Source organism: Photorhabdus sp. RM323S, from assembly GCF_042879375.1.
In the GTDB taxonomy this organism is placed as follows: Bacteria; Pseudomonadota; Gammaproteobacteria; order Enterobacterales; family Enterobacteriaceae; genus Photorhabdus; species Photorhabdus tasmaniensis.
On record NZ_JBHFKZ010000051.1, the window covers coordinates 12,934 to 38,715 of the forward strand.

Here is a 25,782-nt window from a genome sequence, read left to right on the forward strand (position 1 = left end):
CCCTTTATCACTATTTATTCAGGTCGAATAAAAGTGTCTTCTATATAGAGGGTAATGGAATGATAAGATCATCAATTGAGAAGGATACAACACTGGGGCTCCCGATGAAGGGAACCTCAGTGTTGAGATTAGGAGAATATTTCAATCATCAACAATCTGTTGATTAAAGATCTAATCGCTTTGTTTGCCATTTTTTAGATTTCCAACGCCAAGTATTAACGAATCCACGCAGCCATTCATCACAGAAGAAACCGATCCAAATACCTAAGATCCCCATTTCCATCTTGATGCCAAGAAAATACCCTATTGGAATAGCAACACACCACATAAAGAACATCGCAGTATATAGCGGGAAACGGGCATCACCGGAAGCGCGCAATGCGTTTACCATAATGATATTGGCGGTACGGACTGGCTCCAGAAAAACAGACAGCAAGAATAGTGGCAACAACAGTTTTATGATGGATTCATCTTGCGTCAAGAAATGCAGAATCGGTACCCTGAACAGCCAGAAGGCGGTGACAACACCCACGGTCACGATACAGCCAATTTTCAGACTATTAAAGCCACGAATATAAGCATCTTCAAACCGTTTGGCACCGACCAGATGGCCAACCATAATTTCGTTACCAATGCTGGTGGCAATACCAAACAACATGACAAATAGTGATAGTTGGAAATAGAGTGTTTGTGCTGCCAGTGGAATTTCACCCATCAATCCAATGAATGCTATGGCGGCCATATATTGCAGGACCCACACCATATTTTCGCCCGCTGCGGGTAAACCGATATGTAAAATTTTGCCCAATATACTTTTTGACCAAAGCAGGAAACCTGTCAGTTTAAATTTAATCCGCAGGCCATAACTTAGCAGACAGAATAACAGGATAACAGCAACAATCCGGCCAAAGACGGTAGACCAGGCAACACCTTCCAGACCATATTGAGGCAATCCGAAGAAACCATACAAGACGATCATATTACCCAGCACCGTCAGCAAGTTAGCAATCAGCGTAACATACATCGCCGGCTTGGATTTTCCATAAACTCGTAAACAAGTTGCCAGGATAATCGAAATGGCTTCCGGGATCAGGCAGATCCCCAGAATGTGCAGATAGCTGAAACCATCTTCCATCAGGTGTTCTGGCATATTCATAATATGCAAGATCTTATAGCCGAAGAAGATGGTAATCAGTGCACAACTAAGCCCAAGTAAAAAGTTGAATGCAATAGAAATATGGATCGCCTGACTGGCCTTATCCCGTTTGCCGGCACCAATGTATTGCGCAATAACAACACTGCAACCGACACTGATAAAGCTGAAAATAGTGATAAACAGGTCAAAGACCTGATTACCTACTGCCATAGCAGCCAGGTAAGAAGTAGAAACATGGCTCACCATATAGGTGTTAATTAATAAAGTGGCCAGATGGAGGAGAATATCAATAAAAATCGGCCAACTTAGCGAAAAGAGCGAACGCTCAGTAACATCAGTTTGATGCATTTGAAAAACCTGCTTATTGAAAAAAGGTAAAATAAATAGTTTCTTGAGATGCCGCGTACTCAGAAAATATTCATGTATTGTACATGGTTTATTCATTTGTTAACAGAGAGAGGATAAGAATAAAAAGGTGAATGCTATTTTTCAATTTGTCTGTATCTGAATATTGGTTATGGTGTCTGATTACCAATCTATGATACCAGACCGATTCGTGAATAATTTCGTAACTGTATCAAGCAAATTGTTGTCTGATAACAGCAGGAAGTGGAAAATTTTATATGTTCTGTTTAATTGTTTTGGTAATTTTATCATATAATTAATATTAATATAAAAATTAGTGCAATTAAGGGTTGTGTTTTTATGTTTGGATAAAATTCCAAAATAATGTCTATATTTTTGTGTTTTGGAAATATTTAAAGTTTAATTTATCTAAATAATTTTATTATTTCATTAAAACTTAAACGCTTCATCAACGAAAAGATAAAAGAATTTATTTGGTTAAATCTTGTTCTATAATTAGTTTCAGGAGTAAAATATATGGAAATAAAAATATACCATTTAACGAGGTGATATGATGATAAATAGATTACAGCGTCGATTAATAATGACTATTTTGATGTTGACTTTTTTTTCTACTTTTTCTGCATCTATATATGCTTGTATATTAAAGCCACATTTCCCCATATGTGCAATAAAATGTGTCATTTTTTCATCCCACACTACGACATGTCTTATCGGTTCTGACGGTCCTAATAATTCAACTCCTGATCACTCAACCCCTGTTATATTTGAGAATAAATAATTAATCGAGGCTAGAATTAATTGATTTTCAGATGGCACAGTTATAGTGCTATACAGAATTCTATTTCTGTTATTTCTATTCCGCCCTTTAATAAGGGCGGATTTTTATAAATAAATTAAACGCTAAGGTGTCCTATTTAAGCTAATGAAAATAATCTAAATTAGTTGGTTCTAGATGTAAGTAATTAAAATTATTTATTAAACTTGAATATAATTAATCAATAAAAAGCAATGTGTTTATTGGTATATTGTTTATCTCTTCCAGAGTCATAATAGCATTTAAGTGTAAAGAAAGTGACGGAACTGTCGGGAATAAAAGAATATACCGTTCAATATGTCATTATGTTCTCTATGAATTGGCTGAAACGTAGCAGATAGCCATCGGGATCTTGCACCAGGCATTCCCTTTGGCAGGCAAGTACTTCACCAACACGGTAATGATTATCTTTAACTTCTCGGTATAGTGTTATGCCATTAGCTTTTAAGTTGTTAAGTAGAGGAGTTAAATCATCAACTTCGATTTGAAAATTTACACCTCTTCCCAAAGGATAATTTAGTGAGACAGTATTCCAACCATCATCATGTAGTGCTTCAAGCATTAGCTGTGCTTCGCCCAATTCTAGATAGGCGAAATCTGGGGTATCACGGCGAATAAGTAACTGGAAACCGAGGATTCTTTGATAGAAATCCAGAGATCGAGAAAAATCAGTGACGGTCAGTTCAGGGACCATACGATTCCAATAGGGTTTATGTTGGTTCATACGTTATTCTTTAGCTCTGCGATATTTTTTCTATTATATAAGTATTTTTCACTCTATGAACAGCTCTGTTTTTTGTAGTAATTGCCATACAGGAAATGCAGAAATTAATCATTAGTAAGAAAGATGTTTTATTTCCTTACCTGACTTGAAGGATGAGGTTTCTTTGATCTCTGCATGATTTTTATTAAAATATTCTTATTATTTTAATATGTTGTTTTATTGATTTGATTTAATTTCGTTGTTATATTTTTTCATTGGTTCCTATACGATGTTTATTAACTGTTTTTTCTTAGGTATATAATCGATTTACTTGAGTGTATATAAATTTCTATTTTTTATGATTTTTGTTTTTTGCGTGATTGGTCACGGATAATTTAAATATTATCTATATCCTATTGAACAGTTTTAACTGGGGGATAAGTTCATTTTATGATTTCTATATTTTTACATTATCATTTTATTTATTCTTGTAATATACAGGCATGGTTTAATGTCGATCACCGTATTTCTAAATATTTCCCTAATTAATTCCTCTGGTTGTATCTCTAATTAAATCTTTATTTTTAATCATTGCATTTATTGTGGCGTATTTCTGTGTGTTTTTCAGGATTTTTCCTGAATTACGCAGTATAAACAATTATTGGATAAAATATTCATGAAACGTATTCCAGAGCCTTTCCGTATTAAAATGGTAGAAAATATCCGTATGACGACGCGTGCGGAACGTGAAAAAGCATTAGAAGAGGCTGGATATAATCCATTCCTGTTGCCAAGTGATGCTGTTTACATTGATTTGCTGACAGATTCCGGTACCGGTGCAATGAGTGATCGCCAGTGGGCGGGAATGATGATGGGTGATGAGGCTTATGCAGGTTCCCGTAACTATTATCATCTGTGTGATAAAGTTAACGAGCTGATTGGTTATCAATACACTATTCCAACCCATCAAGGGCGCGGTGCAGAACAAATCTTATTTCCGACATTAATTGCTCGTAAAAAAGCGCAAGGTGGTGCAACCCATCCTGTCTTTATCTCTAATTTTCATTTTGATACCACCGCGGCTCATGTGGAATTAAATGGCGCGAAAGCGGTTAACGTTGTTACGCCAAAAGCCTTTGATACGACCACCTATTACGATTGGAAAGGCGATTTTGATATTGATGAACTGAAAAAAACGATTACGGAACAGGGTGCTGATAATATTGTGGCCATTATCACAACCGTGACTTGTAATAGTTCTGGTGGTCAACCTGTCTCTATCGCTAATATGAAGTCTGTGTATGAGATTGCGAAGCAATACGATATCCCTGTGGTGATTGATTCCGCCCGTTTTTGTGAAAATGCCTGGTTTATTAAGCAAAGAGAAAAAGGCTATGAAAATAAATCAGTCAAAGAGATCGTCAGGGAGATGTATCAATATGGTGATATGCTAACCATGTCAGCTAAAAAAGATCCGATGGTCAATATCGGTGGTCTTTGCTGTTTCCGTGATGACGAAGATCTGTTTAATGAAGTGCGTGTCCGTTGCGTGCCAATGGAAGGATTTGTCACTTACGGCGGTCTTGCCGGTCGCGATATGGCAGCGCTGGCAATTGGCCTTGAAGAAGGTATGAATGAAGATTATCTGGCATATCGTATTAATCAAGTAGCTTATTTAGGGAAAAGATTAATGGATGCAGGCATTCCTATTCAATATCCAACCGGTGGTCATGCTGTCTTTGTTGATGCTAAATTATTATTGCCACATATTCCAGGAGAGCAATTTCCTGCACATGCCCTGAATAATGAATTGTATCTGGATGCGGGAATAAGGAGTGTCGAAATTGGTTCTTTATTGTTAGGGCGTGATCCAAAGACAGGAAAGCAAAAAGAATCACCAATGGAACTTCTGCGATTAACTATTCCTCGTCGGGTATATACCAATGATCATATGGACTATATTGCCGAAGCCTTTATTTCTCTGAAAGAGAGAGCCTCTCAAATTAAAGGGTTAACGTTTACTTATGAGCCATCAGTATTACGGCATTTTGTTGCAAGATTAAAACCAATTAAATAATAAGAATAGGGATGCTTCTATTTAAAAGCATCCCAAATTTTGTTTTATCCATTATAAAGTCACGCTAGGGTCACACATATGGCTACTTTGCCGATAAAAAAATCGTCTCCATCTTTACTTGGCGGCGCAATGATCATTGGCGGAACGATTATTGGCGCAGGCATGTTTTCCTTACCCGTTGTAATGTCAGGAGCATGGTTTTACTGGTCAATCGCTGCTTTGGTTTTTACCTGGTTTTGCATGTTGCACTCAGGGTTAATGATATTGGAGGCCAATCTTAATTATCGGATTGGCTCAAGTTTCGGGACTATAACAAAAGATCTTTTAGGTAACGGCTGGAATATCATCAATGGTATTACGATTGCTTTTGTTTTATATATACTAACTTATGCTTATATTTCTGCCAGTGGATCGATTATTCAGCATGTCATGCAGGAAATGTCGATAGATTTTTCGCCGCAACTTGCCGGGTTTTTGTTTGCTTTTGCCGTTGCGTTTATTGTCTGGTTAAGTACGAAGGCGGTCAGCCGGATAACCTCTATTATTCTTGGTGCAAAAATATTAACTTTCTTTATGACTTTTGGCGGCTTAATTTATAACGTTGAATCTGCTGTTTTATTTAATACCGCTGAAATTAATCCAACTTATTGGCCTTATGTATTAGCAACCTTACCTTTCTGCCTGGCTTCTTTTGGATATCATGGCAATGTTCCTAGCCTGATGAAATATTATGGAAAAGAACCACAAAAAATAAAAAAATGTCTGCTTATTGGGACATCAATGGCGTTAGTTCTTTATCTGGTTTGGTTGATTGGAACAATGGGAAATATTCCCCGGTCAGGTTTTATTAAAATTACGGAACAAGGGGGAAATATTGATGTTCTGGTCCAGTCATTAAGTGGAGGCTTAAATAGTGCAACACTGAATTTATTGCTGACCCTTTTTTCTAACTTTGCTGTTGCCAGCTCATTTCTTGGTGTCACGCTGGGGCTGTTCGATTACTTGGCCGACTTGTTCAAATTTGATGATAGCAAACTGGGGCGTTTTAAAACTGCACTGGTGACGTTTCTTCCACCAATGGTTGGCGGAATGATTTACCCGAATGGTTTTATTTATGCAATTGGTTTTGCTGGCCTGGCTGCGACAGTGTGGGCTGCTATCGTTCCGGCTTTACTTGCCAGAGCATCCCGTAAACGGTTTGGTAGCCCGGCCTACCGGGTTTGGGGCGGCAATGCGCTGATCGGCTTGATTTTGCTGTTTGGTGTATTGAATGTCACTGCCCATATCTTATCAAGTTTTAATCTGCTGCCCGTTTATTCATAAAAAAACTCCTGCGGTGGGTGCCGCAGGAGCCTGGTGTTGACGGAGATAAGCTCCGAAAAGGAAGAAAACAAAGCAGGTGTATTTATGTTTTAATTTAGTTTGTTAACTCCCAATATCTTATAGCAAGGTTATTAACAGGAAGTTCTTATGGCTTCCCTTTAGAACACAAGCACCCTGACTGTTCTATTTAGTACAACATTCCGACAGATATATCGTAAGAGGTTGTAATAGAACAATAGCATCAGAACGCCCTGTTTTGACAACTTTTTACCTAGTCATTAATTAGTTGTATACAATCTTTCAGTGTCAATACTACTTCTGAACCCGTATTATTGCTGGTGATCAGGCCCATTAACATTTGCTCCTGCTTCAGTGGTTGTTCGTGTTGAGTCACAACTTACAGCCATCATCATCTGCTGATATTCGCTCATCACCTGTTGGCAGAATTCAGGTGAATTCACGTGATGAGGGCTTTTAATGAGTTGCCTGTTTTCCGTTTCTATAAATGTAGACTCAAAAGCGTTGATAAAGGCCTGAGTCGCATCAGGATCCCAGAAGGGGCCACCTTCAATGTCCAGAGCGGAAAAACCGCCTTCAGGAATAATAAATTTTACTTTTCCTTCGCACCGATTAAGCTTTTCAGCAATCCAAATCCCCATTTGGCGGTTTTCTTCAGGTATGGTGCGCATTAATGTTACCTGAGAATTATGGCGATAAAATTGACGGTATTTGTAGCGTTCCGGGATAGTATTCAGATGCCCGAAATTCACCATATCTAATGCACCGCAAGAGCCAATATAAGGTGTTTGTGTGCGGGCTATCGCCCCCAAACGGTCTGCATCACAGGCCAAGGCACCACCAAACAGATAATCACAGACTTCGGTTGTGGTGATATCCAACAGGCTATTCAGCAGGCGGCTTTCGGCCAGTTTTTCCATTGTTTTGCCACCGCTGCCGGTTGCATGGAAAACCAGACAGTCATACTGTTGCTCCAGTTCTTTGGTCAGTAATTGTATGCACGGTGTTGTGACACCAAACATTGTCAGACCAATAGCTGGCTTATCTTCAACATTGTTCTCTTGGTAGAAATAAACTGCACCTGCAATTTGGTTAGCCGCATTTTTCAATACCTGACGGGAGATACGATTAAGGCCGGACACATCAGTGACTGAATAGAGCATGGCGATATCACTGACACCGACGTAACCTGAAACATCACCGGAGGCCATAGTAGAAACCATCAGTTTTGGTATACCTACAGGCAAAGATTGCATCGCGGGTGTAATCAGTGCTGTCCCGCAGGAGCCCCCCAGACCCAGAATCGCTAAAACATCAGTTTGTCTTGATAAAAAAAGACTAAAAGCGACTGACATTGCGGATATTGCTTTCCCCCTATCACCACAGAAAACGGCATCTTTGCCTTGTGGATGATGCTCTGCTACTGTTAATGCAGTGATGTCCGCACCTCTTTCGAGCGGGCCAGATTGAGTAGTTAAATCCACAGTACGAACGGCAAGGCCAGCTTGTTCTATCAGATCCCTGACGTAGAAGATTTCTGCGCTCTTGGTATCAAAAATAGTGGCGATATAAACACAGCCTTGGCTTTTTTTCATTATAATTATGAATACTTCCCCGGTGCTGACAACATTCATGGACAGATTATAGACAAGATGAGACTCTAGTATCACTATTATATTACCAAATTGGGACTGTCATCTCATTTTACCCATAAATAAACTGAATCAATTTGGGTGTTTTGTAGATAGTTAAGTAGAGTGATGATAGCGAAAAAGAATTTTAACCATAAGCTTTATCTAGAGATTTTTATTGTGAAAGAGTTGTGGCAATGATGGATTCGAATAGTAAACCTCACTTTACCGGGACCCGGAAAAAAACGTATGCATTGTTGATAAACGCTGCACTGGAACTTTTTGAGCAGAGCGCGATACCTTCGGTTTCCGAATTGGCGCAGTATGCTGGTGTTTCCAGAGCAACGGCATACCGCTATTTTCCGACCCAAAGCGATTTAATTGACGCAATTGTTGGTGCCAGCCTTGGGCCAATTCTCACCTGGCAGCCTTCCAGCAAAAAAACCGAAGAGCGGATTATTGAACTGTTGGATTTTGCCTATCCCCGAATGTTTCAACATGAAGGTGCATTGCGGGCGGCTCTGTTGGTTTCTTTACAGCAATGGGCTCATGGGCGCGATTTATCTGCGGATAAGCAGGAAAAGAAACTGGTACGCGGGCATCGTAAGGAGATCCTTGCAATGGTTGTTGAACCACTAAAAGGGCATTTTCCACCGGAAACTTTGGAAAATGTCATTCGTTCTTTTTCCCTAATTTATGGCTCTGAAGTCTTTCTGGTAATGAAAGATATTTGGAATATGGATGACGAGAAAGTTATTGAAATCACTAAATGGATGGCAAAAGCCATTATTAATCAGGCGTATAGAGATTCTGAGCTCTAGTTGTTTCTGATAAGCCATTTAATAACTCAGTATTAATTGGCGAATTTCTCGGGGCGGATATTTTGCATAGATTTCATATAATTTATGATTATTCTTATGCAAAGTATCCCTGTTTATGCTGAAAGAATAAAAAAGGTTGTTGAACCAGGTGATTGGGTTTTTCCGCTGCACGCCAAATGAGCATTTGTTACTTATTGAATTTATCTCCTTTATGACTAGGGTTTGTTCATAGCCATTCTGTATTTCCATTAAAATTAATTTGATGAAATGGCATCATTGTACTTGTCTTTCATGGTTAAAATTCCCGCCTATAGAAAGCAAAATATTAAAAAAATGATAAATAGAAAACACAATGTTAAAAATGCATTTATTTATTATTACAATAAACACCCAGAAATATAACAAATCGACAATCAATATAACAACCTCAGGTTAATCATGATGAAAATCATAATTAATCCTTTAATTATACCTATATTTTTGTTTTTCTGACTAATCAGAATTTTCCTGCTAAAAATAATAATTTGAAAAATAAGACAAGTACGAAAATACACTTTAATTACAGTGTGCCATTTCTAATTTAATCTTTAAATACAAACAGTTAAGTTAATTTTAAAGGTTTTCGATATTATATTTAATCCAGTAAAGTGTTGCATTAAATTAATATGCGTGAGAACTTATTTACCAGCCGACCCACGGTGAGTTTGAAATATCATTAAATGTGTCACAGCATATTAGATTGCTATAAATAGACGTTAATTGCTCTCTTAGTCTATTTCATTTTGTTCGGTTATTTAATCAGATTTGGTGTGGTTTAACGTAAGTTTGCACTTCCTGTCATATAATTGACGAGTTACATATTTAACATTAATGAGTTACGGTGATTTTTAATTTATTATGTTATTGAGTCTTTTCAATTTTAATATTGACAATATCTATCCTAAAGAACCTGGAGGGCGGTAGCGTGGGAAGTGACTATGTATTTAGTTATAAGAGAATATAGGTGGAAAATGGAATATTTTTACCCTTAGTAGAGAGATAAAGAGTTATTTTATATTAAATTATTAGGTAGAAAGATATCCATCGAGACAACATCACCAAATGAAAAAAAGCATTTCAACTGCTTACCAGACAATTTTAAAAAAGAAAGTTAAAAGTACGAAAAGTAATAAATATAAGAAATAGTTTTAATGATAACGTAAATAGATTTTTTTACAGAGTAAGTAAATCATAAAAGCAGAAAAAGTTTATCCAGAAAATAACAAAACCATACAATTTAGTTTACATATCGATGTTGTACTTGCTAAAACTGAAAAATTCAATCTTGAACGTATTTAAATATAGTGAAAGAAATTTTAAGTTAGTTTACCCCCTGCAATAATAAAAAATCACTTCAAGTTCTATAATGAGACGAAATACGAAATCATTAATAGCTAACTTTCAATGGGATATATTATGGATGAAATTAAATATTTGGATGCTTTCCCGCTGTTTTATACTCTCCTGCAAAAACTTTGACAATCATTTTTCTCTGCCGGAATATCTTCGCTCATCACAATCGAACAGATCGCCAAATTCGGATTGAGTTCCTTCAAATAATCTATTATTTGTAACAGTTATTCAGAGGTTACATTATATTAGCCAGAAGTATTATCAGCTATTTTTCAACTAAACTTAATCACAAATATTGAATTTGAATTATAGCTAATAATCACTTTTTAATTTACTTTATATTTAAAGGTAAAAACATGTCAGATGAATATTTAAGTGCTCTTGATGGAAATGAAAGGGAGTTGTTTTATTCTTTGGTGAAAAATAAAGAGGAACAACAAGTTATTCACAAGAAAGTTGAAGCAGAGATATTCCCATTATCATTTTCGCAAAATAGATTATGGATGATTAGTCAGCTTGAAGAAGGGGGAGGCGCTTATCATATACCCATTATATATAAAATAACTGGGGAGTTAAATATTGTCCTATTTGAAGAGGCAATAAATTTTATTTTCAAGCGGCATGATTCTCTGCGTTCTACGTTTGTTTTAAACGATGGGGTACCTAATGTGCATCTTTTACCTATGGATACCCATGTACCGCTAGTTGTTAGCGATTTGCGCAATTCAACTCTGCGAGATGAGGATATTTTAAGAATCATCGATAAAATAATTAATTTGGACTTTGATCTGAGTCTCGGCCCTTTAATTCGTACTGAATTGCTCCATATCGATGAAAATGAATATATATTTATTTTAGATCAACACCATATTATTACTGATGGTTGGTCTATCACCATTTTTCTCAAAGAAATGGAACATGTTTATAATAAACTTATTAATAAGCAGTTAATTTCACTGGAACCTTTGCCATTGCAGTACTCAGACTATGCTGTTTGGCAACGGGAGAGTATTACAGAAGAGAAGTTATCTACACAATTAGACTATTGGAAAGCACAGCTTGTTAATCTACCACCATTATTAGCGTTGCCAACGAATAGGACAAGAACGAAACAAAAGTCGCCGGCAGGAGAGATTGTTTCGATTGCGATTGACAGTGATACGGCAAGAAAACTTGAACAAATTAGCCAACAGCAAGGCGTTACGCTTTTTATGATGTTGATGTCTGTTTGGGGGATCGTCCTCAGCCGGCTTTCAGGACAAAACAGTATTGTAATTGGGATCCCTTCGGCTAATCGGGGAATGGCCGAAGTTGAACAGATGATAGGTTTTTTTGTCAACACGTTACCTATACGGATTGATGTTAACAATGATACTCAAATTACAGATTTATTCTTACAGGTAAAAGATAAAATCATTACGGCTCAGGATAATCAGGATGTGCCGTTTGAACGTATTGTTGAAGCGGTTAATCCACAGCGTAGTTCTGCCTATACGCCTGTTTTTCAGGTTATGTTTTCTTGGGAGTCACATGATGGAGAGCCTGTTTCTTTTGCTGATGTTGTTTTGGAACCGATACAGCCTGGTAACGTTAAATCCAAATTTGATTTAGAATTTGCATTGCAGAAAAAAGACGACACGCTTGTTGGTGCAATCAATTACGCGACAGATTTATTTGATAAAGAGACCATAGAGCGACATTTAGGCTACTACTTAATGGCGCTTGAATCCATAGCAAATAACGTATCGCAATGTATTAAAGATATCGATATCTTGCCTATTGCGGAGCGTGAGCTGCTTTTGAATCATTGGAACGCAACCCATAGTGACTTTCCAGCTGAGTGTTTGATTCATGAAACATTTGAGCGGCAGGCGATCAAGACGCCGGATGCGCCGGCACTGGTGTTTAACCAGCAGATAATCCGTTATGACGAACTGAATCGTAAAGCGAACCGATTGGCACATCGTCTTATCGATCTTGGCGTTGTACCTGATAGCCGGGTCGTAATTTGTGTAAGCAGAACGCCTAATATGGTCATTGGCTTATTAGCGATTTTAAAAGCTGGCGGCGCTTACGTTCCCCTTGACCCGACGTATCCGAAGGAGCGATTAGGTTATATCCTTAAAAGTACTGAACCCGTGCTAATCCTGCACGATGAAATAGGAAAGCAAGCACTGGAAGATGTTTTAGCCGGATATCAATGTTTAGATCTGAGCAAAGAGTCATTTGATGATTGTTTAGAGGTCAATCCACACATCCCTGGGATGAATTCGCGTCATCTTGCCTATGTTATTTATACCTCGGGTTCTACCGGTAACCCCAAAGGCGTTCAGAACGAACATCGTGGCGTCATAAACCGGCTGCATTGGATGCAGCAAACCTACTTATTGACACAAAATGATGTCGTATTACAAAAGACAACGTTTAGTTTTGACGTTTCGGTGTGGGAGTTTTTCTGGGGGTTTATGGTTGGAGCGAGTATGGTTCTAGCTACTGAACATCAGCAAAAAAATCTTTCTCAACTAGCTGATGTTATCCGTCAAAACGGGGTAACGACGCTGCATTTTGTCCCTTCTGTATTAAATGCCTTCTTAAAACAGCCTAACCTATCTGGTTGTGTAACGTTAAAACATCTATTCTGTAGCGGAGAAGTATTACATCCCAGTACGGTTAAACAATGTCAGGCTTTGTTGCCCTGGACCAGGTTATATAACTTATATGGTCCAACTGAGGCTGCAATTGATGTGACCTACTGGCATTGTCCTGAAAATTTTAACGGCCAAACCATTCCGATCGGAAAACCAATTGCGAATACGCGTATTTATTTGTTGGACGACCGTCAACAACCTGTACCGTTAGGTGGCGTGGGTGAGCTGTATATTGGTGGGGAGGGAGTAGCTCGCGGTTATTTAAATCGCCTTGATTTAACAGAACAACGTTTTGTTGCTGACCCTTTTAGCGACCAACCCAACGCCAGAATGTACCGAACTGGCGATCTGGCTCGTTATAACTATGACGGTAATATTGAATATATTGGGCGTAATGATCACCAGGTAAAAATCCGTGGTTTTCGTATTGAGCTGGGTGAAATTGAAGCTCATCTTGAATCGCATCCTGCGGTACAGGAATCGGTTGTGATTGCCTGTGAAGGCGTAGAAGGAGACAAACGTTTAGTTGCTTATCTGGTACTGGCTGCTGAATTGAGTGCCGATGATGCAGCGGTAGTTTTACGCCAGTATCTGCTGTCTGGTCTGCCGGAGTACATGGTTCCCGTTGCTTTTGTGGCATTAGCTCATTTTCCATTGACACCAAACGGTAAGCTTGATCGTCGGGCATTGCCGGCACCGGATACTTTGGCTTACCAGCATCAGCGTTATGAAGCACCTGAGAATGATATGGAAATGTTACTGGCCGAAATTTGGGGAGAGTTGCTTGGAACGGATAAAATTGGCCGGCATGATAACTTTTTTGCTTTAGGTGGTCACTCTTTGCTGGTCATACAACTCATGAGCTTACTCAGAAAACACGCTTATACGGTGTCGGCTGGCGCCCTATTTTCTACGCCGAGATTGTTTGAACAGGCGGCGCTCATTAAGAAGAATGATGATGTACCCGTGATCCCGGCGAATCAAATTACAGAGGATATTGAACGCATTACACCAGAAATGTTGCCGCTGGCGGAAATAAATCAGTCTGACATTGATAGACTTATCAGCCAGATTGCAGGTGGGGTTCAGAATGTTCAGGATATTTATGAACTTTCGCCGTTGCAGGATGGAATTATGTTTCATCACTTGTTGGAAGATCAGGGCGATTCATATCAAGTGATATTCCGTCTAGCATTTAACGATCGGGCGGGTTTGGATGCTTATATTGATGCGCTGCAACAAGTCATCAATCGTCACGATATTTTGCGAACGGCTTTCTTTAGTGAAGGGCTATCCGGTGGCCCAATACAGGTTGTGTTAAAGAAGGCGTTATTGCCGGTCAATGAAATAACACTCTCAACAGATAAATCTAAACCATTTATCGAACAGTTAGCCGCGTATCATACGCTATCAGAGCATCGTCTAACGCTTTCCGATGCACCATTACTGCGTTTATTCGTGGCACAGGAACCGGGCAGTGAACGCTGGCTGGCACTGGAAGTTATGCACCATCTCATCGGCGACCATACCACTTTGGACGTTATGCATCATGAGATAGGGTATATTTTATCAGGTCGTGCAGAACACCTTCTCCCTGCGGTACCTTACCGTCATCTCATTGCTTATGCGCGTAGGGCTAACCAGCATAAAACCTATGAATCTTATTTTCGGCGTATGTTGGCGGATATAGATGAACCCACAGCGCCGTTTGGTCTTTATAACGTTATGCAGGCTAGTAGTCCGGTTGATGAGTATCATCTTGAGTTTTCCGAGGAATTTAATACTGAGCTGCGTAGGTTGGCACGTCATTATGGTGTTAGCTTGGCAAGCCTGATTCATTTAGGTTGGGGAGTGGTATTGGCGAAAAGCAGCGGGCGAACCAACGTGGTGACCGGGACGGTAATGTTTGGGCGTTTAAACGGTGAAAGTGGCGCTGAACAGGGAATGGGGTTGTTTATCAATACGTTGCCACTGCGGTTGGACATTGACAATAGCAGTGTGGTGCAAGCGTTAGAACAAACCCACCAGCGTTTGTCGGAATTACTTAACTATGAACATACTCCTCTGGCCGCTGTCCAGCGATGCAGTGGTGTAGCAGCACCGGCACCACTGTTTACGGCCTTGCTCAATTACCGCCATAATCGGGCAATCAACACCGAAGATACCGCGTCTGAAGGATGGAAGAATATTGAAATGCTGGAGGGTGGAGAGGAGAAGTGTAATTATCCTGTCGGGCTTTCCGTTGATGATGATGGTCAGAGTTTGGCATTGACTGCTCAAGTGATAGCGCCGCTTTCGGCTTCTCGTTTATGTGGTTATTTACAGCAATCTTTAGCACAGTTAGCGCGGGCGTTGAGGGAGCAGCCGGATAAGCCGGTTTGTCTGATCGATGTGTTACCGCCTGCGGAACAGACGTTATTGCTGGAGACATGGAATCCGCCGGTGACCAATGATTATCGCAAATGTGGTATTCATTACCTGTTTGAACAGCAAGCCGCTGCTGTGCCGGATGCTGTCGCTCTGGCTTTTAAAGATCAGTTCATCACTTATGAAGAACTGAATCGCCGGGCAAACAGACTGGCACATCAACTCGTTGCCCGAGGCGTCAAGGCTGATAGCCGGATAGCGATTTGCGCTGATAAAAATCCGGAAATGGTGATTGGTTTATTAGCTATTTTGAAAGCAGGTGGAGCGTATGTTCCCCTTGATCCTGATTATCCACAGGATCGACTCAATTTTATCGTTAACGATGTAGCTCCAGTACTGATACTGCACGATAAAGTCGGTAAAAGCGCGTTACAGTTGCTGGAACACGGATTGCCAATGCAATCGCTTGATGATCATGCAGAAACAGCCGGATTAGAGCATAACCCTCAGATTGCTTCATTTTCACCGCATCATCTGGCTTATGTTATTCATACTTCGGGTTCAACCGGACGGCCTAAAGGCGTCATGGTTGAACATGCGTCAATAGTGCCAAAGTTGCTGACGTTGAGTCACACGTTAGGTATCAACCGAGCCAGCCATATCCTACAGTTTTGTCATTTTTCGTTTGATGTATCCGTTTCTGAGCTGTTTTGTCCGTTAATCAGTGGCGCGACACTTCACCTGATTGATAACGAGTCGCGTCAAGATGTGACACAATTTTGGGCGTTGTGTAAGCAACAGGGAATTACTCATGTGTCGTTGCCGTTTCAATATTGGAATAGTCTTACTGAGATCGGGTTCCCTGATCATAACTCAAGCTTATTATCTATTTGTATTGGTGGTGAAAAAATTCCGGCTGATGCCATCAACAGGTGGATGGAGAGTCGTGCCGGCAGCATTAAATTGGTTAACTGTTATGGGCCGACTGAGACGACTATTACAGCAACATTATACTGCCCTGAGCGACACGATAAATATATCGACAGTATTGGCAAGCCCCTTGATGATACCCGTATCTATCTGTTAGACAAATATCAGCGACCAGTGCCGTTGGGGGCGATCGGGGAAATCTATATTGGTGGAAACGGCGTCAGCCGGGGATATCTAAACCAACCACAAATGACGGCTGAACATTTTATGGCAGATCCTTTCAGCTCTCAACCGGGGGCCCGCATGTATAAGAGTGGAGATTTAGCCCGTTACTATCCGGATGGCGGTATAGAGTATATTGGGCGTAATGATCACCAGGTAAAAATACGTGGCTTTAGGATAGAGTTAGGTGAAATCGAACAACTGTTAACTTTACATCCCGTCGTTTATGAAGCTGTCGTTATTACCCGTCGTGATATTGATGATATTCCTCGACTTGTTGCTTATCTTACGCTTAAGCAGGGAGAAAAAATACCACAACTTGCCGAAATATTGCGTCAGTATTTATCTGCATCATTACCTGATTATATGGTTCCATCGGCATTTATCGTCCTGGCGCATTTACCATTGACACCGAATGGTAAATTAGACCGTCAAGCGTTGCCGATACCCACTGATGCTGATTATGAACAACAAGTTTACGAGGCACCTCAAAACGAATTAGAAGAAATATTGGCTGAAATATGGAGTGCACTGCTTAATATAGAAAGAATTGGACGTAATGATGATTTCTTTGTACTGGGTGGTCATTCCTTAAGTATGGTAAAACTAATATCTATTTTACAAAGTGAAATTGGATATAAAATCCCAATGAGTAATTTATTTAAATATTCCACGCTAAAAAGCATGTCTGAATATCTATATCGGTTGTCAATTGTTCATGGTGGTGAATAAGTTTCAATTATTAATTCATTGCACTCTTTAATTTGAAAAATAAATTACCCATTGGATAAATGGATATTTTTCTACTATGTCAATTATACTCTATAAATAAGGTGTTTAATATTATGCAAAATAACGGAGTGAAGAAGTTTAAACTTGGGACGCTATTGAAAAAAGTACAGCAAGATCACATTGAACTTTACGATGATAAAACCGATTTCAATATTGAACGTAATGAAATAAATATAATAAATAAAACGAATGTGGTCACTAATATTCCCTTGAGTTTTGTTCAAAAAAGGTTGTGGTTACTTTATGAAATGGATAAGCATTCAATCGCTTACCATGTACCTTCAATCTATAAATTTGGTGGTAATCTGCACGTTGATGTTTTTAGGAAATCACTTGACGAACTTATTAGAAGGCATGATTCACTACGATCTTACTTTAAGGTAGAAAAAGGTGTTCCGTTTGTTAATCTGTTAAACGAGAATATCTGTTTTCCTCTAGCGTTTACAGACCTAAGCCATGAAGAAAACAGACAGATATTAATAGAGGAGATTATTGAGAGGACGATATCTGAGCCATTTGATTTTACACAAGGGCCTTTAATCAGGGCTCATCTTATTAAAGAGTCTGATGAGAATTTTCTATTTATATTAAACCAACACCATATCATTACCGACGGTTGGTCTATCGGCGTCTTCTTCAACGAACTTAGTATTCTTTATGATGACCTTATTCATCATAAAGAGATTTCACTGGTTCCAGTAGAATTACAGTATACAGATTATGCAATTTGGCAAAGCCGTTATTTGACTGATGAACGATTGTCGGGCCAACTGGAATATTGGCAGTCTCAACTTGCTGATATTCCTCCATTATTGACTTTACCTACTCACTCAGCCCGGCCAGATAAGCCTTCACTGCAGGGGGAAACACTTTCTTTTACGCTCGATAAGCATTTGAGTGAAGAATTATTGCAACTCGGTCAGCAGCAGGGAATGACGTTGTTTATGATCATGATGGCTGCCTGGTCGGTTGTTCTTCATCGTCTTTCTGGTTTGGATAGTATTGTTATTGGCACGCCTTCAGCTAACCGGGGGATGAGTGAAGTTGAGAATATGATCGGCTTTTTTGTCAATTCTTTGCCAGTTCGTATTGATTTCAGTCAGGAAATGACGATAGGCACACTTTTACAGCAGGTGAAGGCCCGCATTATTAGTGCGCAGGATAATCAGGATGTTCCTTTCGATCGTATCGTAGAGTTGATTAATCCTGAACGGAGCTTGTCTTTTTCACCATTATTTCAAGTACTGTTTTCCTGGCAGGAGTTTGACGGAGGCAAAATTACTTTTAATGATATTGATGTCGTCGCTTGTGAAGATTGCGCTGAAAGCATCAAGTTTGATATGGAACTGTTTTTATCCCATCAGACTGGTAGCATCAGTGGCGGCGTCAATTATGCTGTTGATCTTTTTGATAAGGAGATAATTGCCAGACATCTTGATTATTATTATGCGGTACTTAAGGCTATTACACAGGATAGTCAGCAATATATCGAAAATATTAATCTTCTTTCCGATAAGGAGCTTAATCTATTATTAAACGAATGGAATCATGTGGTCAGCCATTCGAATGAACAGACTATCCATTCTTTATTTGAACAACGTGTTGCTATTGAACCGGATGCAACCGCTTTAGTATTTAATGACACAACGTTAACCTATGCGGAATTAAATGATAAAGCTAATAAGCTGGCTTATATTCTGATTTCTCAGGGTATAAGGCCAGATGATCGGGTAGCGATTTGCGCTGACAGAAGTCCGGAAATGGTGGCAGGCCTGTTGGCGGTTTTAAAAGCGGGAGGGGCTTATATTCCTTTGGAGCCGACGTCTCCCCAGGAACGGCTGGACTGTATTATCCAGGATGCGGCTCCTCGATTGGTGTTACATGACGATGCAGGAAAAAAAGCGCTGGCATTAACCTGTGGGCGAAGGTTACCCATGCTAGATCTGCGTCATTTTCCCGCAATACAAACGCCAACGAAAAACCCGGATATCAGCTTATTGACCCCATGCCATCTGGCCTATGTTATCTACACTTCCGGATCGACCGGGCAACCTAAGGGCGTGATGGTTGAGCATGTCTCTGCGGCACGAAAATTGCTGACACTGGGAAAAGCATTAGCCATTAATCACGCCAGCAGAGTGCTGCAATTCTGTAATTTCTCGTTTGATGTGTCTGTATCCGAATTCTTTGGTCCGTTGATTGCTGGTGGCACACTTTACCTGATTGATAATCAGAATAGACGTGATTTGACACAATTCTGGCAGGAGTGTGAAAAATACGCCATTACCCATGTTTCACTGCCATTTCAATTTTGGAAAAAGCTGATTGAAACAGGATTTCCGCAAGAACACTCAAGTTTGCAGTATATCTCTATCGGAGGAGAGAAAGTTTCAGCCAGTGCGATCAAAGCCTGGCTGAATAGCCGTGCCAGCCGGATAAAACTGGTCAACTGCTATGGGCCGACGGAAACAACAATCACAGCAACATTACACTTTCCCAAATCACAGGATAGACATATTGACTGTATTGGCAGGCCGCTTGCTGATACGCGTATTTATTTACTGGATAAACAGGGACGTCCAGTACCTTTAGGGGTGGTAGGAGAACTGTATATTGGTGGTAGTGGTGTTAGCCGGGGATATTTGAACCAACCTGAAATGACAGCGGCAGGTTTTATGCCTGATCCTTTTAATCCACAGCCAGGTGCCAGGATGTTTAAAAGTGGTGATTTGGCGCGTTACTGTCAGGATGGTGGTATTGAATACATTGGGCGTAACGATTATCAGGTAAAAGTGCGGGGTTTTCGGATTGAATTGGGGGAAATTGAACATCGGCTGGTTACTCATCCAGCCATTCGTGAAGCGGCGGTTGTTACGCTTGAAAATGATAATATCCCTCGTTTAATTGCCTATATTACGCTTAAATCTCCTGAAGAAAGGAAGCCGGTAGCGGGACTGATGCGCAATTACCTGTCAGCGACGTTACCCGATTATATGCTACCGTCGGCGTTTGTGGTGCTGGATAATTTGCCTCTGACGTCAAATGGCAAGCTGGATCGCCATGCATTGCCAGCGCCAGCGGATACAGACTATGAACATCAAACGTATGAAGAACCGATCAATGATACCGAATACATGCTGGCAACGATTTGGAGCCAGTTGCTGAAAATACAAAATATCGGCCGACACGATAACTTTTTCACGCTGGGCGGACATTCCCTGTTGGTTGTGCAACTCATGAGCATGTTGAAACAGCGGCACTATACTATCAATGCAGGCGATCTCTTTTTAGCGCCGATCTTGTCCCAGCAGGCTGCATTACTCAGGAAAGCGCAGCAGATATCCATCCCTCCGAATCAGATCGGGCCAGAAACCACACGTATCACACCGGAATTGCTGCCGTTAGTTCAGGTGACTCAAGCTGATATCGACACGGTTGTTTCTCTGGTGGATAACGGAATTAACAATATTCAGGATATCTATTCACTCTCTCCATTACAGGATGGAATTCTATTTCATCATCTTTTAGCTAAACAGGGTGATCCCTATCAGGTCATCTTTAAAATGGAATTCAGTGATCGTCAGCGCCTGACCGCATATTTACAAGCAATTCAGCAGGTTGTCGAACGGCATGATATTTTACGTACCGGCTTTTTTTGGGAAAATCTAACGTGTGGGTCATTGCAGGTGGTACAAAGAACGGCGATTCTGTCGGTGACAGAAGTGACGCTTGATCCTGATGGCACTGAACCTTACATCGACCAATTAGCTAAACATTATGATTTAAACCGGCATCGAATGGATTTATCCCAACCACCGTTATTACGTTTTTTTATTGCTCAAGATCCTAAAAGCCAATGTTGGTTTGCATTGGAAATTTTGCATCATTTAATTGGTGATCATACGACGCTGGCGGTAATGCATAAGGAAATTAGCCTTATCTTGTCAGGAAAGACAGAAACGCTGCCTCCCGTTATCCCTTTTCGCCATTTTATTGCTTATGTCAATCAGGCTAACGCAGAAAAAGCTTATGAGCCCTATTTTCAGCGGATGCTCGGTGATATTGATGAGCCGACAGCGCCATTCAATATCTATGATGAAAAAGGCGATATGGGAAAAGTTAATGAAGATCGTATCGCCCTATCTGAACAGGTGAACCAACAGTTACGTAATCAAGCGCGTCAATTAGGTGTTAGTCTGGCCAGTTTATGTCATTTAGCCTGGGGAGTCGTATTAGCTAAATGCAGTGCACGGGAGGCCGTAGTCACGGGGACCGTTTTATTTGGTCGTCTGTTTGGTGAAGATGGGAATGGTCAGGGAATGGGGCTGTTTATTAACACGCTTCCCCTGCGTTTAGATATTGATGATATGACAGTCATTGATGCAGTTTACCGAACTCATGAACGGTTGTCTGAGTTACTTTCCTATGAACATACGCCGTTGTTAGAAGCCCGGCGTTGCAGTGCTGTCAGTGCATCAACACCACTATTCACGGCGTTGTTGAACTATCGCAATAATCGACGTGACAGCGAGTTAGACACTCAATCTTTACAAGGAATTGATATTATCGATGGTGAGGATAAAACTAATTACCCCATTATTATTTCCATTGATGATGATGGCGATACACTGGCGCTGACGGCACAAACGGTGAATTCTCTCAATGCACAGAGAATTTGTCGCTATATGCAACAAGCGTTGACTCAACTGGCCTTATGGTTAAACAGGGAACCTGCACGAGCAGTAAACACGCTGGATATTTTACCTCATGCAGAACGCCAGTTTCTGTTGGAAACACAAAATGCGACCTGTTTTGATAATGATTACGATGGCTGCGTACATCACTTATTTGAACAACAGGCTGTTAAAACACCACAGGCGATCGCGGTTGTCTATAATGATGAGCGGTTGACTTACGCTGAATTAAATCAACAGGCTAATCAACTGGCCCATTATTTAATTGCACAGGGTGTGAAGCCCGAAGAACGGATCGCAATTTGTGTTGATCGCAGTGTAACGATGGTGATTGGTCTATTGGCGATATTAAAAGCCGGAGCAGGTTATCTCCCTCTCGATCCGACTTATCCGCAAGAACGCTTACATTATATTCTTCATGATGCAGAACCGGTTTTGGTGCTGTACGATGCACTGGGCAAAGAGGTTTTGGGGGAAGCCATTGATGATGGGGTGGCAGGTCTGACGATCAACAGTCCGGCTATTGCAGACATGGCAGAGAGTAATCCGGTTTTGGCTGCGTTAACATCACAAAATCTGGCCTATGTGATTTACACGTCAGGATCAACCGGACAGCCGAAAGGTGTCATGGTACACCATCAAGTCTTGAGTAATCTGGTGCAGTGGCAGCACCGGCACTATCAGAAAGTGAGATCCTCATCGCAATTTGCGGCTCAAGGATTTGATGTCTCTTTGCAGGAAGTCCTGACGGCACTTTCTTTTGGTTTGACATTAGTCATGATCCCCTCTGAGATAAAACTGAATATCAAAAAGCTGTTTGATTATTTAAATAAACATGCTGTTGAACGTGTTTACTTACCGGCTGGTTTTCTCAGCACATTTATTGACGCGCAGATCTCAATCCCAAGCCTGAAAGAATTGATTGTTGCCGGCGAACAATTAATCACTTCACCAGAAATAAAATCATTTGTTTTGCAGCACCAATGTTATTTATACAACCAATATGGACCTTCAGAAACGCATGTTGCTACAGACTATCGATTGGATGGGACTTTGGCACATTGGTGTCATACACCGCCAATTGGCAAACCGATAGACAATACGCAGGTCTACCTGCTTGATATACAGGGGCAGCCTGTGCCGCTGGGTGCAGTGGGTGAGTTATATCTCGGCGGAACAGGTGTCGCCCGTGGTTATCTGAACAGGCCGGATCTGACCGCAGAACGTTTCCTGAATGACCCATTCTCAGTGATCCCGGGTGCCCGCATGTATCGGACAGGTGACCTTGCCCGTTATCTGCCTGATGGTAACCTGGTTTATGTCGGGCGCAATGATCAGCAAGTGAAAATTCGCGGGTTCCGTATAGAGCCGGGAGAGATAGAAGCCCGTTTGATGGAATATCCTTCGGTTCGGGAGTCACTGGTTATCCTCCTCGGTGAAGGAGAGGATAAACACCTGGTGGCCTATGTGGTCGCGGAGGCGGAGGAAGAACTTACTCAGCACTTGCGTTTGTATCTGTCAGACCGATTACCTGAATATATGATACCGTCAGCGTTTGTCAGGCTGGATGCTTTCCCGCTGACCCGAAACGGCAAGTTGGATCGCTGGGCGCTGCCGGCTCCTGAGCAGACTGCCCTGGCTCATAAGGTTTATGAGGCACCACAGGGAGAAATAGAGTGCACATTGGCCGCTATCTGGTGTGAGTTGCTGGGGGTAGAACAAATAAGCCGGCATGATAACTTCTTTGTGCTGGGAGGGCATTCATTACTTGCAGTCAGAATGTTGAATCGTGCCAATGCGCTGGGCGTGGAATTACCATTAGCCTCATTATTTTCAGCACCTTCTTTGGCTATGTTTGCTGAACTCTTTAGAAAACAACAGCAACCGACAGAGGGGATATTGCCACCGATTAAGCCGGTTAAGCGAGGCGGTGTATTACCACTCTCATTTGCCCAACAGCGGTTATGGTTTCTGGCTCAACTTGAAGGAGGCAGCGAGGCATATCATATTCCTATGGCTTTACGTTTACAGGGAAATGTTGATGTTGAGGCTGTACAGCAGGCTTTAGATACTTTGTTTGCCCGGCATGAAAGTTTGCGTACTGTATTCGTCAGTGTCGGGGGAGAGCCTCAGGTTCAGATTTTGTCGCCGGATAGGGGATTCCTTCTGCACTTGCATGACTTACGAGGAGTAAAAGATGCTGCAACTAAAATAACACATTTCATTGAAGAAGAAGCCCATGCACCGTTTGATCTATGCCATGGCCCGCTTATTCGGGGCCAGTTAATCCTTGAACATCAGAATGAAAGTGTTCTTTTACTGACTCAGCATCACATTGTGTCGGATGGTTGGTCGTATGGGATATTGCTGCGGGAATTTAGCATACTTTACACGGCTTTCTTACAGAGAAAACCGGATCCACTGCCATTACTGGATATTCAGTATCCGGACTATGCGGTTTGGCAACGTGAATGGCTCTCGGCTGAACGTGGAAAACAACTGTCAGACTACTGGCGCAGTGAGCTGTCAGAGGTTCCTGCATTATTGGATTTACCAACGGACAGGGAACGCACTGTTGAGCAGTCATTTACTGGGAATATGGTTCCGATCAATTTGGACAGGGAACTGACTCAAGCGTTAAAACACCTGAGTGTAGAACATGGATGCACATTATTTATGACACTATTGGCGGCATGGGGAGCTGTTCTCTCTCGTTTGTCAGGACAAAAGGCTTTGATTATTGGCACGCCGAGTGCGAATCGGTCCCGGCTGGAAACTGAGTCATTGATAGGTTTCTTTGTCAATATGTTGCCATTACATATAGATTTAACAGGTTCCCCAAGTATCTCTGAGTTACTGAATCGGGTGCGATGTACTGTGCTGGCGGCACAGGACAATCAAATGCTGCCGTTTGAACAAATTGTAGAAGTGGTGCAACCCGTAAGAAGTCTGGCGCATACCCCGTTATTTCAAGTTATGTTTGTTTTACAGAACAATAATAGTGCGGAACTGCATCTTCCTGGTATCGCTATTTCTCCGGTAGAGCAAATGCATGATACTGCCAAATTCGATATTGAACTGGCTTTATCCGAGGAAGATGGTCAGATTGTTGGCGGTATGGGATATGCAACAGCATTGTTTGATCGCACAACAATAGAGCGGCATGCCGGGTATTTGCAGACAATGCTGAAAGTGATGGTAGCAGAGCACGATCGACGGGTCGGTGAAGTGGATCTTCTGACATCAGAAGAGCGCAGGTTGCAGCTGGAAACGTGGAATGCAACGGAGCACACCTATCCGGAACAGTTATGCATTCATCAGTTATTTGAACAGCAGGTGCAAAGGACACCGAATGCGACAGCAATTGTGTGTGGGGCTGAGACACTGAGCTATGCTGAACTCAACAGACGGGCGAACCGGTTGGCTCATGAGCTTATTGCACAGGGGGTGATACCGGAGCAACGTGTTGCGCTTTGTGTCTCCCGTTCTGCGTCGATGATGATCGGGTTGCTGGCTATATTGAAGGCCGGAGGTGCTTACGTCCCGCTGGATCCGGCGTATTCGGGTGACCGTTTGAGGGGGATTTTAAGTGATGCCACCCCTGCCATGGTGGTGGCAGATATGATGGGGCGTACGGCCTTGGGTCAGGATACACTGAAAGGGTTGAAGGTATTAGCACCGGATACTGATTGGGAACAACCAGACAGCAACCCGCAAATATTATCACTGCATTCAAGACAGCTGGCTTATGTGATTTATACCTCGGGTACTACCGGCGTGCCTAAAGGCGTGATGGTGGAACATCGTGGCGTAATAAATTTGGCA

General features: G+C 41.3%; 9 protein-coding genes. 6 read left to right on the forward strand and 3 right to left on the reverse strand.

Translation table 11 applies throughout. The features are described from left to right. Positions 1-163 precede the first annotated feature (163 nt). Positions 164-1,504 carry an MATE family efflux transporter gene (locus tag ACGF7G_RS17765; RefSeq protein WP_133813385.1) on the reverse strand — a complete coding sequence of 447 codons (1,341 nt, stop codon included), beginning with the start codon at positions 1,502-1,504 and terminating at the stop codon, positions 164-166. Positions 1,505-2,631: 1,127 nt separating this feature from the next. Further along, on the reverse strand, positions 2,632-3,063 hold the full coding sequence (locus ACGF7G_RS17770; RefSeq protein ID WP_387467232.1) for a bleomycin resistance protein: 432 nt from the start codon (positions 3,061-3,063) through the stop codon (positions 2,632-2,634). 429 nt (positions 3,064-3,492) lie between these two features. Here ACGF7G_RS17770 and tnaC point away from each other — a divergent pair, with 429 nt between their 5' ends. The 3 genes from tnaC to mtr all read left to right on the forward strand — a co-directional run bounded on the left by tnaC (position 3,493) and on the right by mtr (position 6,442). Continuing rightward, positions 3,493-3,591, forward strand: coding sequence for a tryptophanase leader peptide (gene tnaC / locus ACGF7G_RS17775; RefSeq protein WP_387467233.1), 99 nt, complete (start codon positions 3,493-3,495; stop codon positions 3,589-3,591). Positions 3,592-3,718: 127 nt separating this feature from the next. Next, the gene (tnaA, locus tag ACGF7G_RS17780; RefSeq protein WP_387467235.1) at positions 3,719-5,119 is read left to right on the forward strand and encodes a tryptophanase; all 1,401 of its coding nucleotides are present in this window, start codon (positions 3,719-3,721) and stop codon (positions 5,117-5,119) included. 78 nt (positions 5,120-5,197) lie between these two features. Further along, complete coding sequence (mtr, locus tag ACGF7G_RS17785; RefSeq protein WP_133813383.1) at positions 5,198-6,442, forward strand: tryptophan permease; 1,245 nt, start codon at positions 5,198-5,200, stop codon at positions 6,440-6,442. A gap of 329 nt (positions 6,443-6,771) precedes the next feature. On the opposite strand, the gene ACGF7G_RS17790 is transcribed toward mtr, so the two are convergent. Further along, positions 6,772-8,055, reverse strand: a complete 1,284-nt coding sequence (locus ACGF7G_RS17790) for a Tm-1-like ATP-binding domain-containing protein (protein ID WP_242688759.1) — start codon at positions 8,053-8,055, stop codon at positions 6,772-6,774. A 233-nt stretch (positions 8,056-8,288) separates the two neighbouring features. Between ACGF7G_RS17790 and ACGF7G_RS17795 the strand changes: the two genes are divergently transcribed. The 3 genes from ACGF7G_RS17795 to ACGF7G_RS17805 form a co-directional block, all read left to right on the forward strand. After that, positions 8,289-8,912, forward strand: coding sequence for a TetR/AcrR family transcriptional regulator (locus tag ACGF7G_RS17795; RefSeq protein ID WP_133813382.1), 624 nt, complete (start codon positions 8,289-8,291; stop codon positions 8,910-8,912). Positions 8,913-10,660: 1,748 nt separating this feature from the next. Beyond that, the gene (locus ACGF7G_RS17800; protein ID WP_387467238.1) at positions 10,661-17,203 is read left to right on the forward strand and encodes an amino acid adenylation domain-containing protein; all 6,543 of its coding nucleotides are present in this window, start codon (positions 10,661-10,663) and stop codon (positions 17,201-17,203) included. A gap of 113 nt (positions 17,204-17,316) precedes the next feature. After that, the coding region (locus ACGF7G_RS17805; RefSeq protein ID WP_387467239.1) for an amino acid adenylation domain-containing protein at positions 17,317-25,782 on the forward strand (8,466 nt) is incomplete at its 3' end.